The organism is Streptococcus sp. 1343, from assembly GCF_013277355.1.
GTDB lineage: Bacteria > Bacillota > Bacilli > Lactobacillales > Streptococcaceae > Streptococcus > Streptococcus pseudopneumoniae.
The window spans coordinates 45,852-63,796 of sequence record NZ_VMMT01000007.1 but is presented as its reverse complement, the minus strand read 5'-3'; the positions used below and the strand labels follow the sequence as shown (position 1 = coordinate 63,796).

8 protein-coding genes and 1 pseudogene are annotated in these 17,945 nt (G+C 40.7%); 1 reads left to right on the top strand and 8 read right to left on the bottom strand.

Features of this window, described 5'->3' with window-relative positions:
- From HT709_RS11625 to HT709_RS01310, 7 genes and pseudogenes are all read right to left on the bottom strand, one after another.
- A pseudogene (locus tag HT709_RS11625) lies at positions 1-280 on the bottom strand (hypothetical protein); the annotation flags it as partial.
- Positions 281-1,231 (bottom strand): Rpn family recombination-promoting nuclease/putative transposase, encoded by a 951-nt coding sequence (locus tag HT709_RS01335; protein WP_172925438.1) that lies wholly within the window; start codon positions 1,229-1,231, stop codon positions 281-283.
- A 100-nt stretch (positions 1,232-1,331) separates the two neighbouring features.
- A complete protein-coding gene (locus HT709_RS01330) occupies positions 1,332-3,020 on the bottom strand; it encodes an alpha-L-fucosidase (protein ID WP_000251022.1) in 1,689 nt (562 codons plus the stop codon).
- A 1-nt stretch (position 3,021) separates the two neighbouring features.
- Positions 3,022-6,810: a sugar-binding domain-containing protein gene (locus HT709_RS01325; protein ID WP_172925437.1), complete on the bottom strand. Its 3,789-nt coding sequence runs from the start codon at positions 6,808-6,810 to the stop codon at positions 3,022-3,024.
- A gap of 237 nt (positions 6,811-7,047) precedes the next feature.
- Positions 7,048-12,864, bottom strand: coding sequence for a ZmpA/ZmpB/ZmpC family metallo-endopeptidase (locus tag HT709_RS01320; RefSeq protein WP_172925436.1), 5,817 nt, complete (start codon positions 12,862-12,864; stop codon positions 7,048-7,050).
- A gap of 124 nt (positions 12,865-12,988) precedes the next feature.
- Positions 12,989-13,270, bottom strand: a complete 282-nt coding sequence (locus HT709_RS11620; RefSeq protein WP_023939029.1) for a hypothetical protein — start codon at positions 13,268-13,270, stop codon at positions 12,989-12,991.
- 83 nt (positions 13,271-13,353) lie between these two features.
- Positions 13,354-14,253 (bottom strand): SPFH domain-containing protein, encoded by a 900-nt coding sequence (locus HT709_RS01310; protein ID WP_000963957.1) that lies wholly within the window; start codon positions 14,251-14,253, stop codon positions 13,354-13,356.
- A gap of 241 nt (positions 14,254-14,494) precedes the next feature.
- Between HT709_RS01310 and HT709_RS01305 the strand changes: the two genes are divergently transcribed.
- A complete protein-coding gene (locus tag HT709_RS01305) occupies positions 14,495-15,352 on the top strand; it encodes a 5'-nucleotidase, lipoprotein e(P4) family (RefSeq protein ID WP_000833516.1) in 858 nt (285 codons plus the stop codon).
- A gap of 1,084 nt (positions 15,353-16,436) precedes the next feature.
- Here HT709_RS01305 and HT709_RS01300 read toward each other — a convergent pair.
- Positions 16,437-17,402: a DUF3644 domain-containing protein gene (locus tag HT709_RS01300; RefSeq protein WP_000793783.1), complete on the bottom strand. Its 966-nt coding sequence runs from the start codon at positions 17,400-17,402 to the stop codon at positions 16,437-16,439.
- Between the last annotated feature and the right edge of the window lie 543 nt (positions 17,403-17,945).

The following is a 17,945-nucleotide window of genomic DNA, read 5'->3' as shown; positions in this document are numbered from 1 at the left end:
CAGCTCGACCACGTTCAAGACCTTCTGCACGACCTCTCTCCAACCCTTTTTCTTCAGCTTGTTCCAAGGCATAGTCCTGCGCTAGCAAGGCTTGTTCTTCGCGTCTGCGTTGTTCACTAAACATCTCCCTGTCCTCCTCGGACCAGCTCTTGTAGTCCAGCAGTTGATCTGCTTGGCTGATGGCTCGCTCGGGTTCCTGAGTAAAGGGCTTATTACCAAAAAACTCCAACCATGGTTTGCGAATGCTATCTTTGCTGGTTTCTCTGTATTTTTTTAGGTCTTATTTGTAATGTTTTTTCAATAGCGACTCAAACTCAGCGACAGTCATACCCAGCTGATGGCTGGCAACCTCGGAAGTCAGAAGTCCTTGGCGAACCATATCCAGAAAGGCAAAAAGTTTTCCACGTTCAAGTCCTTGTTCTAAACCTTTTTCGATGCCCTGTTCAATCCCCTCTGCACGACCTCTCTCCAACCCTTTTTCTTCAGCTTGTTCCAAGGCATAGTCCTGCGCTAGCAAGGCTTGTTCTTCGCGTCTGCGTTGTTCACTAAACATCTCCCTGTCCTCCTCGGACCAGCTCTTGTAGTCCAGCAGTTGATCTGCTTGGCTGATGGCTCGCTCGGGTTCCTGAGTAAAGGGCTTATTACCAAAAAACTCCAACCACGGCTTGCGAACCTCGTCTTTGCTGGTTTCTCTGTATTTTTTTAGTTCCAAGAACGCCATCTTAACCAGATGATTTTCTTGTCCATTATTGGTGATGGTTAAAACCTCACCTGTCGTATCCTCGCGCATACTAAAACTATGAAAAGCTAGGTCATCTGAAAAGTAATTGCTGTCCACAATTGCGATAGCGTATACTGGTGCAATGTGTTTGTAACTCTGGTGGGTGTCACCTTCACGTTGGCGAATTTTTTCTAGGTTTTGATTGACCTGACTACACAAATAAGCCCACAGGCGATTGATGAAAAAATTCTGATGATGGACTTGAATCTCAATGATTACTTGAGTGCCATTATCTAGTTCAGCTAAAACATCTATACTGGTATAGAAATCCTGTGCCGAGTACGGCAGGGAAGGCAAGACGTGAATGTTGCTTCCCTCCAAAATGGTCACATTTTTGGCTGGCAAGTCCAGCATATCGCGAATAAACTGACAAGTGATTTCTGGGTTGCTGAAAATTTTCTTAGCAACCAAGTCATTAGTTGGGCTAATGCCCGGATGACGTAATGTCATATTTCTTCTCCTTTCATTATAGCACATTTTTAAATCTAGGTTTACTAGATTCACTGCTACTATCTATTTATTCGGAAAAGAAATGAGTTGTTAAGATATTTTATCTCGTTTCAACTAAAATATGAGCTTGATCAATCAGCTGTCCATCAACAGTCAGATTCAGATAGAAATCCAAGGTCTTATCGGCAGCAAAATACAGGGTTGGTATGGTCAAATCTTTTTTGCTTTCCCCAGCTTGGAATTGAAGGACTTGAATCTCGTCCTGATAGACGACACCATGGACACCTGTCCCCGGTTGAATCGAAATCTTAGCTTCCAAAGGAGTACTACTTTCGCTACGTTCAATCCTAAAATGAAGAGTCTCTCCCTTTGCCACAGCTAGGCTTTTTTCTGCAAATGCTAATCCCTGAACAACTTCTTTTTTTGATAAGCTAGGAGTTTTATAGAGGGAAATCTTGGTCAGTACAGGTAAATCCTGTGTCTCTGTAATCATCACGCGCACCTTCTGTGCCTCTACTATCGGCCCTCGCAAGAGGCGCTTATGACCAACTGTGAAGCCCCTGCCAAATTCCTGCCAGACACCATCCACCTCTACTTGCACATGAAAAGCAGCGATTCGTTGCCCTAGCTTCAAATCTTCTCTTAACTCAATTACATCAAAAGTTTTAGGAGATCCTAGGTCTAGTTCTAACTGGATTGGCAAGCCTACGTCGCTTGCCCAAGAGCTGGTCTCAAGACCATCTGTCAGATGGTGACAAGCAAAGTCTGCGGAAAGAGCTGGACCAGATACCCCAGCTCCCAAAGCCAAATCTTCTTTATAGAGCTCATTGCGATAGGCCGCAAATTCATAGAGGCGTTCAATATCCTTTGCATCAAAGAGCCCAGCTTGATTCGGCGGAATATTAAGCAAGAGTGGAGTTCCTCGCCCTACTGAGTGAAAATAGATTTCGACCAACTCCTCGAGAGACTTAGGATCCTGATCCTCATGGTAAAACCAGCCCGGACGGATGGAAACATCTGCCTCTCCGATTGAAAAAATCGTGCCCGAGGGATCCCCGTGCTGAAGATAGTTCAGCTCTGCTTCTGTTCCTAGCTTATCAGGATTCACCTTTTGCCATAGGGGATCACCTGCATACCCTCTTTCATTGCCAATCCAGCGGATACTGGTGCCTTCTGTTGAAAAAATCAAGCAGTCGCCCTGCAGGTCACGAATGGTTTCAAACCATTTTTCAAATTCATAACTGACCTTTTGCGCGCCCTCTCCTCTGGCTCCATCCATCCAGACCTCAGCAAATTTCCCTCCATTTCCATAGGCAGGATTTGATAAAATCTCCTTCAGCTGTGCCAGATAATAGGCATTATAGTCCGCTTCTCGGTCCACATGATAGAGGGGACTATGGGCATCCCACGGTGATAGGTAGACCCCCATATCCATATCAAACTCTGTGGCAGCTTGGGATACTTCAAGAAGCAAGTCTCCCTTTCCTCTCCTCCAAGGACTGACCTTAACCGAATAATCTGTGTGAGCTGTCGGATAGAGGACAAAGCCATCGTGGTGCTTGACCACCAAAATCAACTTCTTGAAGCCCGTTTCCTTGAGTACACAAACCCACTCACGCGCGTCTAACTGTGTCGGGTTAAAGTGTTCAGGATCCTCCTGACCTGTCCCCCATTCCTGGTCATAAAAGGTATTAGGCCCAAAATGGATAAAGGCTGCTAGTTCATCCTCTAAATACGCTAACTGGGCCTGACTAGGCAAGGGGCCATGCGGTTTTATTGCTCTTACCATACTACTTCCTATCTACATTTTTCTTTACTTTTTTGGCATACACTTGCAATTCTGTTAAGGCTAGGGGGCTTGCCAAGTTTTCAAATCGAAGACGAAGGGCATAGGTTTCCACCTTGTCAAATTCAAAACGAAGCTCCTCATCCTTGTCACTTGACACTTTTCGGATAGCTGATACAGGGCGCCAATTCTCCTCTTGTTTGAGCAGAGAATCCTTGTCCAAATGATTTGGAGTCCGAGGCAAGCTAGGCTCATTCCCTACATAATAATCGATATGGGTAGGATCCACCGCCACGTAGTCTTGATTTTCGACATAATACAAGGTCACATTATCCACAAATCGCGGTTTTAAAATCCCTGCATCTCCAAAAAGAATGCCGACATTGGCTTGCTCTGACTTGGCAATCCAAGTATTGGCTGTCGATTTCTTCCGAGAAATGACCTTGTCATTGAGGTAAGAGACTGGGTGATTAGGCTCTGAGTGGGAAGCAAATACCAGAGGCAGGTTGGATCCTGTCCACTGATTGGAAATGACTTCCCCATCTACACTGGCATCTGTCACATGAATGGTGACTGTTGCTGGCAACTCACAGCCCGCTACTTGTCCTGTAAGAATACATTCTCCTACCTGAGCATAGACTTGAGGATCGAGTTCATCCCAAGTCACCTTGGCCGTATCTCGTCTGCCATCTGATAAGACTAGCTTAACTCGGTCTGGTAGGTGTGGGGCTTCCTTGACAAGCGTCCAAATCCTTTCAGTCTCAATAGCGCAAATCCCTTGGACACAAATCTGAGCAGAAGCCTTTAAATCCAGCCCTTCCAGCTGACCAGATACCATAAACTCATGAAAGCTTGCCATATCTTCTTCGGAGATTGCCTCCCAAACAACCTTGACTCGTTTTGCACCGCCAGACTCATAGTCCACCAAAACTGAAGATGGAAGATGTGGATAAGTCCCCTTAGCTGTATACAAGCGAAGTGGTCGTACAAAAACTGCCTGCCCTAGTGAGGTATTTTCTGCCACCTGCAAATGAGTTTGATAGGTCTTTCCTTGATAAATAGCACTGATAACCAAGTCGCCTGCAGACAAGCAATGAAGCACTCCCTGCTTGATAATGGCGTGGGCACTACCACTCGTCTCCCAAATCACTTCACTATTCCCCACCTTGTTCACAAGGTTATCCACAGTTTGTGGATAAAGTCCAATAGCTGGGGAATCCCCTTCTTGTAATCCTGCCTGCTTGTCCACTCGAATCTCAAATAAGCGCTGATTTTTCACTGACTGGCAAGCCAAATCCTCTCCCACTAAGAGATCGAAACTTGCCGGCTCTAGCCCTCTGGCACTGGCCTTTACTCTCACTTGACCTACCCGCTCCAAGCTCTGAACTAAGAGGACACCTCTGCCATGAAAGGCTTTCCGCTTAAACCGACCATTTTTCTGGGCTTGGTAACGTTCACGACTGGCCTGCCTACCATTATCCACACCTACAATAAGAGCAGGGCCTTCAATTTCAAAATGAAGCTGATTGGAAGCAGTCGGCACCCAATTTCCATCCTTGTCCAATACATCAAAATAGAGATAGAGGAGGTCTTGCCCATCTGGCTCCAGTTTTGTCTTCTCAGCATGTAGCCCGATTTTGGCTGGCTTACCTGCAGTCACCACCCTATCTTCTGCCACAAGCTGACCTTGACGGTCATAGGCCACAGCACGCAATTCTCCCGGTTGATAAGCCAATCGCCATTCTAGATAGAGCTGGTCAGAACCTTGTCCCTCCTGGTATCTTCGACCGTCTGAAGTCCATTTTTCCTGAAAGGTCTTCCTACCTTGGGATTTTCCATTGAGAAATAGCTCTACAGAACGGGCATTTGAATACACTCGAACAGGGATATCCCCATACTTATCCACAACTTGTTGATAACTCTTGTGGATTTCCCAATTCCAATGGGGTAGGATATGAACCATGGGATACTGATCTAGGTCCAACCACTGACTTTGATAGAGATAATAGTCATTTTTAGGAATCCCTGCCGTATCCACAAGCCCAAAATAGGAACTCTTTACAGGCATGTCATTTTGATTGTGCCAAGGAGTGGGCTCACCAATATAATCCACTCCTGTCCAGATAAACTGACCCGCATAGTCTAGCCGATTTCTATCTGCTATCCAAGAAGCCGTCGCTGTCTTCCCCCAAGGAACTCGATCATTGCCATAGTCTGACTGTTCAAAATTCCGCACGCGGCGATTATCCCCAACCCATTCCTTATCTGGGCGAAAATAGCTGTCACGCGTCCTTGTAGCCGATGAGGTTTCAGATCCATAAAGTCGCCACTTAGGATGTCTTTTGCGAATCCCATCAATATTGTCTTCCGAGTAATTCAAGCCTACCACATCCAGCAAATCGGCTATCTTTTCATGGCCTCCAGACCCATCTCCAAAGCGAAACTCGTCCATTCCCATGGTCACAAAACGGCTATCATCCACTTCCTTAACCCTTCCCAGCAAGCGTTTGATAGTCTTCAATGAATGAGCATCTCCATTTGCTTCGCTGACTTCATTTCCCAAGGACCACATAAAAATCGCTGGATTGTTCTTGCCACGCTCAATCATGGTGCGCAAATCGTAATCTGACCAGAAATCGCCTGCTTTCGCTTCTGGATGAGTCGCTTCTTCCTCAAAAAAGCGACCATAGTCATATTCTTTCTTGCCTCCATACCAGGTATCAAAGGCTTCTTCTTGGATAAGTAAGCCCATTTTGGCAGACAGATCCAGCAAAATACTACTAGCTGGATTATGGGTAATTCGGATAGCATTGACCCCCATTTCCTTCATCTGGCGCAAGCGTCTCTCAGCAGCTGACTTGTTTTCCACAGCTCCCAATGCTCCGTAGTCATGGTGCAAACAAACCCCATGAATCTTCAACCAGCGACCATTTAGAAAGAAACCCTTATCCGCTTGCCAATCCATATAGCGGTAACCAAAAGTCTCCTCTTCTTCATCAACCAAAATGCCATTTTTGTAGAGGCGAGTCTTCAATTGGTAAAGGTGAGGATGATCAATATCCCAAAGCAAGGGTTGAAAAATTGATATGGCTTGTTGGAAATGATGTTTGCCTCCAGACTCAATCACTAGAGAGTCTGTCGCCTGCCAGTCTGAAACCTGTTGTCCATCATACCAGATACTCTGCTCCAAATATACCGACACGGACTGAGGCCCATTATTTGAAACCTTGCTTTCAAGCTGGGTTTCCACCCACCCAGCTCTTTGTTCCTTTAGCTTAGGACTTGCTATCGTAATCCCATACAAATCCAGATGCACCGAATCTGTCATCAATAATTTTACTTCTCGATAAATACCGCTACCAGAGTACCAACGACTGCTAGGTTGCTTATTTTCCACAAAAACCGCAAGCTGGTTGGCCGTCCCATCATTTCTTAGATAAGGGGTGATATCATAAGAAAAGGGTGTGTAGCCATTGGGATAATAGCCCAACACTTGTCCGTTAATATAGACTTGGGCATTCATGTAAACCCCGTCAAAGAGCAAACGCACCGAAACAAGACTGGCATCTTCTTCCAAGTAAAACTGTGTCCGGTACCAAGCTTGACCCCCGTTTAACTGACCACCCTCATTTTGCGCTGGCGAATACTGATCAAAATCATTGTAAATACTCCAGTCATGTGGTACTTGAATGGCCTGCCAATTTTCCCTCTGAAAATCCGGCGCCAAGGCCTCTTCTTTCCCCACCTCTTGACTAAAAAACCAGTGATTTCGTAAAACTTCTTCTCTTCTCATACAAGCATTCCTCGTTAAACAAGTCTATTGACTTGACTATAGCACAAAACAAAAGCGCTTTCAAGACTTCCTCCATCACTCCCTAAATCCTCAGAAAAGATTCTATAATTTGTGGAAAAGTCTGAAAATCACTCCATGTTCATATAAACTGTCATTTTCAAGAAACAAGGTCAAACCTTACAAGAGCGCAAAAAACACCTCTCTGAATGTTCATTCCAGAGAGATGTTCCTTTTGTCTTAGCTATTATAAATCGACTGTCTAAAGTCATCTGAATCTTTGAGATAAGCTTTATAAATCGCTTTTTTCAGTTTTTGAACGGGTGTTTCGATAAACATAAATTTCTGAGCTGTTGTGTTTCCTGCTTTTATTTGAGCAAGTTCCTCTTTAACAGCTTTATTCATAAGCTCTTGTAATTTTTCTTTACTATCAATCACTTCTTCTTTTCCGTTGTAATTTATAGTAATTGGTGTTAACTTACCTAATTTCTCAACACGCTCATTTATTTGCTCTTTTTTGAACTCAGCATATGTTTTTCCTAGAATTTTATCAAAAATATATTTATCTGATAACGGTACTCCCTCTGCTTCAGCTTCTTCTTTAAACTGATTTGATACATAAGGAACAAATCCTTCATAGTAGCCCAAAGCAGCCATCAATTCAAAGGCTTGTTTTCTAAAGGTGATGTCCCCACTCATACCAGAGTCATTTTGACTAACACCATAAATGGTATCAAACATATCAACGGTATAGTAACCATTTGGTGCAATTTTACCTTTATCCTTAAAGCCAGCAATGATATAACGATTGACCAGGATATGATTGTCAATTAAACTATCAATATCTGTCAAGTTTTTGGCATCTTCTAAGGTCAGAGCTTGAATCTCCTCACTCTTATGAGTCGGTTTAACTGCTGTATTACGGTAATCTATCCATCTTCTAAATGGTGAACTAATAGGAACTATTTTCTTGAAATATTTAGTTTTTTCTTCATCAGTTAGATTTTTCGTTGCCTCAGCTTCTAGATAATCTAGAGTATAAAGGACATCAAAACTTCCCTTCATGTAAGATTGCAAATCTTCTGCCGTTTTAAATCGATCAGGTGTCTTATTGTAAAATCCATCCTTATCACTCTCATCATATACAAAGTTGAGATTGAAATAAGTATCCTTTTCTGGATTATAGGAGTTTTCAAAAATACCACGCGCATAAAACTCTGCGGCTGTACCATCTCGACGACCGTGATTATTAAACAAGACCGTTCTATCTAGTAAGTGCGTCATTTCATGAGAATAAGTCGCTGAACCTCTATCATCCAGAACTCTATCTATAAAGTAACGGACGCCTAATCCATTAGCCTCAGCTCCCACCTTACTTACTGGAGAATAGTAATTCATAGGAGTCATAAATTGGTCGACCCCCTTATCAGCTCCACTACCAGTAGCTGGTGACCAAGTGCTATCAATCTGGGCATTCGGATTACTTGTATATTTCTTCATCGTATCAATAATCAAGCGATTTGTCAGCAACTTATCACGATTTTCTGGTTTTGTTATACGATAAAGAGTATCAACATAGTTGGCTTGTTGTACAGCCGCCTTTTCAATTAAAGACTTGACTCTAGCAAGCTCAGCCTGGTACTTAGTTGGATTAGACTGGGCGAGAGAAGTATCTATATAGGAACCAATATTACCGTAAGTAATCGTCGCCATATTACTAATCACATAAACATTTGGTTCTTTCACATTCAAAAGTCCCAAAATAGCAGCCATATTAGCCTCTTGTTTACGAGGATCCTTTTCCCCAGCTGTCAACTTGCTATACAGCCCGACATGCGCTGAAGGATTTTCCTTAGATGGTTTTTCAACAATCATAGCTTGGCTAGATTTTTTAAGCCAGGTATCCGCATCATCTGACATAAAGAGTTGGCGATTGCTGTCTAAAAATTCCTTCAAGCTAGCCTTACCGGTGATAGTCGATAAATATTTTGTAAATGTTTGAGGACTATTGGTCAATTTCATCTCTTCATAAGACATGGATCCTAATTTTTTCAAACTAGCCAAGGCTGTCATTGTCTTATTGCCAAATGAACTTGGATTAAAGGCCAGAATATCACGAATATTCGTGTCCCCAAATTGAATATTATAAAAACGATTGATATAAGACAGTCCCAACAAAATCTGCTCTTTGTATTGCTCCAGCTCTTGTTTGACCTTGCTGCGATTTTTAGGGGTATCTCCTATAATTCCTAATGTATGCGAGGCAATCTTTTTGAAACTTGACTCAGCTTGCCTCTTCGTCTGATCAAAGCTTTCTTGGATTGACAGTTTTTGAAGATACTCTATGCGCAACATATCTTTGACCTCTTGGTCAGTAATATTTGGTTGTGTTTTTCTGAGAAAGATTTTACGCAGGGTAATATCTCGAGGATCATAGGTAGGCTCTAACTGTGCTTTTAGTTTACTGTCATGTAAGAAGTCTACTGACCTCGCGCTTGTGGTCAGAGCAGACACATCCACAGCATCTTCTCTCTCACTATTTGTTGGAAGGATGTGTGGTTTATCCTCCTGACTACCAACTAAAACAACTCTCGGTTTCATTGGTTTTGTTATTTGACTCACTTCTCGAGGATTAACCAATTCACCAGTTTGTTCATTGATAGCGTAGGTTCTGGTCAGTGTATTCTCACCAACTTCTCCTTCAGAGGCTACCTTTTCCATCTTTTTAGCAAGAGAAGAATCCTCTCTTCGTTCCTCAGTAACAGCAATCGGTTGTATTACTTTTTCCACATTACCAACTTGAATCACTTTATCGACTGCTGGATTTACTTGTCTAGTGGTGTCAGATACCGTCACCTGACCTGTTGCCTGGTCTAGTTGATAAGTCGTCCTAGTTTCCACCGAACCATCACGCCCTGCAACCGCTACTTCCTCTTTTCTGAACTCCAAAGCAGGATTCACCTGGTAGATCATTTTATGAGATAGGACAGTGGTTTCAACACTCGGTTTAGTTCCAACTTCTACAACTTGATCAACTTTGTTGGCTACTATTTTGACAGTTTTACTCTCAGAAATATTGCCACTTGCTTGATCTTTGGTATAGGTAGTAGTAACTTGTTCTTGTCCCTCAACACCCGAAATTTTTACTCTTGTAACGCCGTGGTCTAGCGCTTCATTCTTTTCATAAATGGTTTCATAAGGAACAGCTTTGGTCTCTACTTTGGTCTGAGGAATTTGAGTGTCTTCTTTAGTACCAACCAAGATTACTTTTTGTCGCATAGCTTTAGTTATTTCAGTTTTCTCAATTGGATTTGTTAACTCTCCTGTCTCCGGATTAACTTCATAAGTTTTAGTGACGGTTGTTTCCCCTTGCTCACCTGCATCTTCAACCTCTTCTTTTCCTTTTGGAAGTTCAGGGTTATCTTTTCTCAACTCGGTGATTTCTATAGGTGACACGATCTTTTCTACATTTCCAACTTTTACTATTTTGTCTTTAGCTGGAGTGTTTTCTGTTGTAGTTTCTTCTGAGATAGCTCCTGTTTCTTGATTTACTGTGTATGTTGTAGTTGATACTGTACGCCCTTTTTCACCTGGTGTTTCTACTTTTTCCTTATAACTTAGCGTCTCATCTGCTACATATCGTGTTTCAAACGGAGTATCCTTTATTTCAACCTTAGACTTAGTTCCTACTGCCGTTATTTTCGCTTGCATTGGCTTAGCGACTTTTGTCGTTACATCTGGCTCAGTCAAGTCTCCTGTTTGTTCATTTACTTTGTAAACTTTTATTGTTGTCGTTTCTTCGTCCTGACCTTGATTTCTGACTTCTTTGACACCTTTATCAAGTGACTCATCCGCAACAAACTGTTCACCTCTTTTGGTTGTTGAGGTTGTTTCTTCTACATTTCCAACCTTAACAACTCTATCTACTGGATGTTTTTCTATCTTTGTTGAAGTGTTTTCTACTATTTTCCTAGTACTTTCATCAAAACTGTAAGAAGTAGTTGTCACTTCCTTACCATTTTCGCCTGCTACTTCTACTCGTTGCTCTTTGTAATTTAAAGCTGGCGATGCTGTATAGATTGTTTTATAGTCCAGTACTTTTTCTTTCATTACTGGACTTGGGACAGTTGGTTGCTCTTGGGGAGCTGAGGGTTCAGGCTGAACAGCTGGAGCTGGTTCGTTTCCTTGACTTGGGTTGACCTCTGGAGATTGATCTTCTTCGCGTCCTGATTCCATGGCTGGGGTTGCTGGTTCAGAATCTTTGGTCTCAGCAGTTTCTTTAGATGGTAGCTTAGACTCAGTACCTTGTTGGACATGAGTTTGATTCTCCTCGCCCCCTGATTCCATGGCTGGGCTTTCTGGCTCAGAATCTTTGGTCTCAGCAGCTACTTTAGATGGTGGCTGGGACTCAGTACCTTGTGGGGCAGACTCACCAACATCTTTTACCCCCTCAACTGAATTCTCCAGCTGTTTCTCCTCACCCTTTTGTTCCGCAAGAGATTGATCTTCTTCGCGTCCTGATTCCACGGCTGGGATTGCTGGTTCAGAATCTTTGGTCTCAGCAGTTTCTTTAGATGGTTGATTAGACTCAGTACCTTGTGGGGCATGAGTTTGATTCTCCTCGCCCCCTGATTCCATGGCTGGGCTTTCTGGCTCAGAATCTTTGGTCTCAGCAGTTTCTTTAGATGGTTGATTAGACTCAGTACCTTGTGGGGCAAGAGTTTGATTCTCCTTGCCCCCTGATTCCACGGCTGGGCTTGCTGGTTCTGGTTGCTTCGGCTCGGCTTTGGGTTTGTCAGGTGTTTGTTTCTCTCCTGGTGTTGCTTCTGTACCCGGCGTTTCTTCTGCTCCTGGTCCTGGTTGTCCTATTCCATCAGCTGGTTTTTTCTCTGTTTCATTCTCTACTATTGGAGTTTTTTCAGGTTGAACTGGTCTACTTTCCTCAGATTTGGGTTCAACTTCTTCCTTAGTCCCAACTGCAATCACCTTGTTCACCGGTTCTTTTGTGATTATATTTTCTATAACTTTGCTAGATTTTTCCCCATTAACGATAGTGACTTCCGTATAGATGGTGCGTTCACCAACAACACCTTCTTGAACAACTTTAGTTTGCCCTTTAGCTAAGGTTGCATCTTCTTGTTCTATCGTTTGGAAAGCAACCTCCTCTGCAGTGACTAGCAATTCTGGTTTCTCTACTGTGGCATTTAACACACCTTCCTCAGGACTTGTTTTATAATCACTATTATCTTCTGCTTTCGGTTGTTCTACTTTGGGATTTCCTGCAACTTCTTCCTTAGGCCCTATAGGCACAATTTCATCAGGAGCTTCAACAATTTTCTCAACTGCGTAGGATGGTTGAGGAGATTGCACAAGGTCTTCAGTCGAGCTAAAATGAGATGCAGTCTGTGGTACAATCTTCTTAGATTGAGGTTCTGAACTGTCCTCCTTTTGAGATAATGCTGGCGATTCTACCTTATCAACAGAAAGTTCCTTGCTAGCACTATCTCTTACCAAATAATATCCCGTAAATTCATATCCTTGGACTCTTTCAGGACTTGGTAGAAACTGACCTTCTACTCTCTTAACAAGGGCTGGTTGCAATTCTACCAGATTTTCAATAGCAGAGATGGATACTCCCCATCCACCAACAGCAAAGACGCTCACAAGGAAGTAAGACGCTCCCTTTTTTCTCTTGATTAAAGTAAAGGAAAGCAATAATAATCCTGCCCCCAAGATAAACATCCCATCATTAGAAAACAGACCTGTTTCTGGTAATCTTGTAGCCAATTTTCGATAGATAAAGTAGTATTCTTTTCCCTCTTTTACCTCAATCTTATTTTCCTCAAACCATTGCAACTCAGATTTCAGCTTTTCAGATAAATCCTGCTCATCCAAATAATGACTTGAAATTAGTGTTGAACTCGTTTCTGTAGCCTGTACAGGTTGAGCACCCATACCAGCAAAAAATAAACTCGTTCCTAGCAAGACTGAACAAGCTCCTATTGCATATTTCCTCAAAGAAAAACGCTGCTTTCTCTCAAATTGAAATTCTTTCATCCCATCTCCCATCATTCATTATTACTGTATATTTAGTATATCAGAAATAGTCTATATTCACAAATCTTTCTAGTTATTCCCTTATCATTCCAAGTTAAGGGCAACAACATACAATAATTTTTATTTAATACTCTTCGAAAATCTCTTCAAACCACGTCAGCGTCGCCTTGCCGTAGGTATGGTTACTGACTTCGTCAGTTCTATCCACAACCTCAAAACTGTGTTTTGAGCTGACTTCGTCAGTTCTATCCACAACCTCAAAACTGTGTTTTGAGCTGACTTCGTCAGTTCTATCCACAACCTCAAAACTGTGTTTTGAGCTGACTTCGTCAGTTCTATCTGCAACCTCAAAGCAGTGCTTTGAGCAACCTGCGGCTAGCTTCCTAGTTTGCTCTTTGATTTTCATTGAGTATAAATGTATATCAATATTTTTTGTTTTTCTTAATAAACGCAATGCAAAAAGAGCCTGTTGCCAAGCTCTTTAGTCTATTATTTCTTCTCAGCGCGAAGAGCTGACAAGATTTGTGTACGGATATCATCCACACCATTTGGCGTATTTGGTAAAAAGATAGTTTGATTTCCTTTAGAGGCAAAGGTGTTCAAGGTATCCAAATACTGGTTGGTCAATAGGATGGACATGATTTGTTCTTCTGTCATGCCAACATTGGCTTCCTTGAGTTCGGTGATAGACTCTGCTAAGCCATCCACAATTGCCTTACGTTGTTGGGCAATCCCCACACCATGAAGGCGGTCTTTTTCTGCTTCGGCTTCAGCTGCAGTGACAATTTTAATCTTATCGGCTTCTGCCAATTCTTGCGCTGCGACCCGTTTGCGTTGCGCCGCATTGATTTCATTCATGGATTGCTTAACTTCTGCATCTGGCTCCACCTTAGTAATCAAGGTTTTCACGATAATGTAGCCGTAAGTGGTCATTTCTTCTGCTACTTGGTGTTGAACTTCAAGGGCAATCTCATCTTTTTTCTCAAACAATTCGTCCAAGGTTAATTTGGGAACAGAAGAGCGAAGAGCATCTTCGATATAAGATTTAATCTGAGATTCTGGACGCATGAGTTTATAGTAGGCATCTGTCACGCTCTGCTCATTGACACGGTACTGAGTCGCTACATTCATCATCACGAACACATTGTCCTTGGTCTTGGTCTCAACCACAATATCACTTTGCAGCAAGCGCAACTGAATGCGTGCTGCAATCGAGTCAATCCCAAAAGGCAAGCGAATATGAATACCGCTGTTGGAAACCTTTTGGTATTTCCCAAAGCGTTCAATAATCGCCACCGACTGCTGACGAACCACATAAACTGTACTCAGTGTGACTATCACCAATAGGAGCACACAAACAATCAGAAAAATCATGAAAAATATTGCCATAATGGAACCTCCACAAGTATTTTTCTAGTATTATATCACATTTAAAGAAGGCTGTGCCGTTTTTACTGCGATTTTTCCTGAAATGTCAATAATTAGAGGTGAGACTGCATTTCAAGTTAGTAATCTCTTTTTTTCACTGCATTAACTTCTATAGAATCTTCATCCATAGTCAGAGAATGACTTGCCTTAACTTTTCTCTCGTGCTATACTATTTATGAAATTAATGAATAGGAGATATTTCATGAAATCAGCAAAAACTACTGTTACAATCCTTTCTGCACTTGCATCTGTCGTCTTATTATCTAGTTGTGCAACAAAGTCTACAGAAACACAGACAAGCAATAAGAGCTCATCTGATAATCAGATTACAATGACATATGACCAACTACGGTCAAGAGAAAATACTATGTCAACCCTTTGGTATCAAAAATCAGCTGAAACCAAAGCCTTGTATCTACAAGGTTATAATGTTGCCACAGATCGTCTAAAGGAATTACTGAAAACAGAATCAGACAAGCCTTATTCAATCATTTTGGACTTAGATGAAACAGTCTTAGATAATAGTCCTTATCAAGTTCAAAATATCAAAGACGGAACAGCATTCACACCTGAAAATTGGGATATTTGGGTTCAAAAAGCTGCAGCAAAAGCCGTCCCAGGAGCCAAGACGTTTCTTCAATTTGCCAATCAAAACGGCATCCAAATTTACTATATTTCTGACCGCTCAGTTAATCAAATAGATGCTACGATTAAAAATCTAGAAAACGAAGGAATCCCTGTACAAGGGCGTGATCACCTCATGCTCTTAGAAAGTGGTGTAAAATCCAAAGAAGGGCGTCGCCAAGCAGTTCAAGAGAAAACTAATCTAGTATTACTATTTGGTGATAACCTCGTAGACTTTGCAGATTTTTCGAAGATTTCTGAATCTGACCGTGATAAACAACTTGAAGAATTGCAAAAAGAATTCGGTGAAAAATTCATCATCTTCCCAAATCCAATGTACGGATCATGGGAAACAGCTGTCTACGCTGGCAATAAATTGGATGCTAAAGGTCAAGTGGAAGAACGCCAAAAGGCTTTGCAAGGTTTTAATAAATAAAACAAATAAGCTGATTCTATATAAACTAAGGTTAACTTACAATCTTCAAAAAGTGGATAGGAAGGAATTCTGATAATCAGAAAACTTTCCTATCCACTTTTTTAATTGATATAACATCAAGCTTTTATACATCTGATACTATACGTTTTTCTGATTTTAAAGACTTTGTCGCCTAGACCCTATATTTCAAGCATTAAGTGACCTTGATGATATAAATTTATTGTGGTATACTATTTTTGTCATCGGTTACCGATTACGTTCCTATGGGTTCGTGAGAGGAGGTGAAACTAATGAGCCTTATCATAGAGCTCGCTCTTACTATTATAGCGGATGTTATAGCTGGAATTATCTTGTATTTCGTCTGCAGATGGCTAGATAGTAAGGGGTAGACCGAGTGACTAGCCTATCAACACCCGTTAAATCGCTAAGATACGTCAAAAAAGCCCTTAACTACGGCAATAGTTAAGGGCTTTGGTGTTCTAATGAACCTTATCAACTAACTACATTTTAGCATATAATCTACAATAGTTCAAGCATTAAGTGACCTTGATGATCTAAATTTAGTGTGGTATAATACTTTTGTCATCGGTTACCGATTACGTTCCTATGGGTTCGTGAGAGGAGGTGAAACTAATGAACCTTATACCAGAGCTTGCTCTTACTATTATAGCGGATGTTATAGCTGGAATTATCTTGTATTTCGTCTGCAAATGGCTAGATGGTAAGAAGTAGACCGAATGACTAGCCTATAAACACCCGTTAAATCGCTAAGATACGTCAAAAAAGCCCTTAACTATGGCAGTAGTTAGGGGCTTTGGTGTTCTAATGAACCTTATACACTAACTACATTCTAGCATATAAGCCCAAATATTTCAAGAGTTTTATTTATTATTTAAAGTTCCTTAGCTCTGAAAGGTATTTGATTTTTCATCAATTCATTTAAAAATACTATACAAATTTCTTTACATTTTCCATAAGTGTGATATAATGAACTCAATAAGATAACTTGTGAAGGATAAACGCTGGGTCCCAGAATGGGGTAGACTGAAAGGTTGAGCATTCCTATGTGCCTGGGGTTATCTTTTTATTTTGATTTTTTAAGGCTCTCTACAAAGTTTAGAGGGTCTTTTTCTATTTCTGTAATGATAAAGTCAACAAATTGCTGTGAATAGGTATAGTGCTCAGACTTACCTATTTTATGGCAATATGCAAATTTCTCGTCAGTTTTTATTGAATAGAAATCAATGATTAAGGTTAGAACATATTGATTGAAACCAGATTTATAATTTAATTTGATATTCTTCTTGTTTAATCGATCATTTACAACTGAGATGATATTCCCGTATGAATATTTGTGAGTCTCTGATGGATCTTTTAAATCTTTTACTATTGCTACTTGAGAGGGAGATTGATTTGCAATTGAGACAACGAAGTCAGCTTCAGACTTTTTCTTTGTGATGTATAGGTTTTGTTTTACACCGATTGCAAATTTATCTGAATTATACTCAGAAACAAGAACATCTATAGCATTTGCTTGCTGAATAAACTTTTCTGCAATTTCCGCTGGGTATTTTAGTCTGATTTGTTCATTTGTCAGAGGCTCATAACTTGCTGATATAGTTAGGAAATTTTGTGCAATGGTCTCAGTGATGTCTCTACCATGAAATCTCTGAAGTTCATTGACATAGTTAAGTACACACGCTTGAAATAGTGGAGCGTACTTTAGTTCGTAATCCTCTGTAATATAATGTGTGCTGATATTTCTAAGCTCAATAATACGCTCCAGATTTAGTCGAATTCGTGTACTATCATCGGAATAAATTTTCTTGATAACATTTTCAAGGCTGAGAGTTCTATCTGGATTATCCTTAAAATAGATTGATAGATTTCTATTTAGCATTTCAGACTTCAACATCAACTCCCAAGCATTACATATGAAAAAACTGAATCCTTCAATACGATATTTGATTGTAGGCTTGTTGTAAATTTCCAGCCCCATAATAAAGGCCTCAACACTTTTATCAACAAGTCGTTGACTTAAATTTTTCATATTTTTCTTCCCTCCAATCTAACTATTAAGCAATCTTTTTAATAAAAACAGTTGCTTTTTATTTTTTTCTTATTCATTTGTCAAATTTGCTGTTTTTACAGTTTAGTTTATAAAGTCGGATTTCCCTTCCTCCATAATTTTCTTTTATAAAACATCAAGCCCTTAACTGACATCTGATTACTAAACAGGTAACTTACGAAAAATACGCAGACATATCAGAATTACAAGAGAATTTCTAATATCACTATATCGCTTCTTTTATTAAAGACTAACTTTTTTGTTAAAATGTTTATACTCAACAAAAATCAAAGAGCAAATTAGAAAACTAGGATTATATATTCCTGTAGAATATACCAAAACACCCCTTAACTATCGCACTAGTTAAGGGATTTGGTGTTCTAATGAACCTTGCCTATCGATTTTATTCTAACATACAGGTCCAGATATTTCAAGAGTTTTATTTATTATTTAAAGTTCCTTAGTTCTGAAAGGTATTTGATTTTTCATCAATTCATTTAAAAATACTATACAAATTTCTTACAT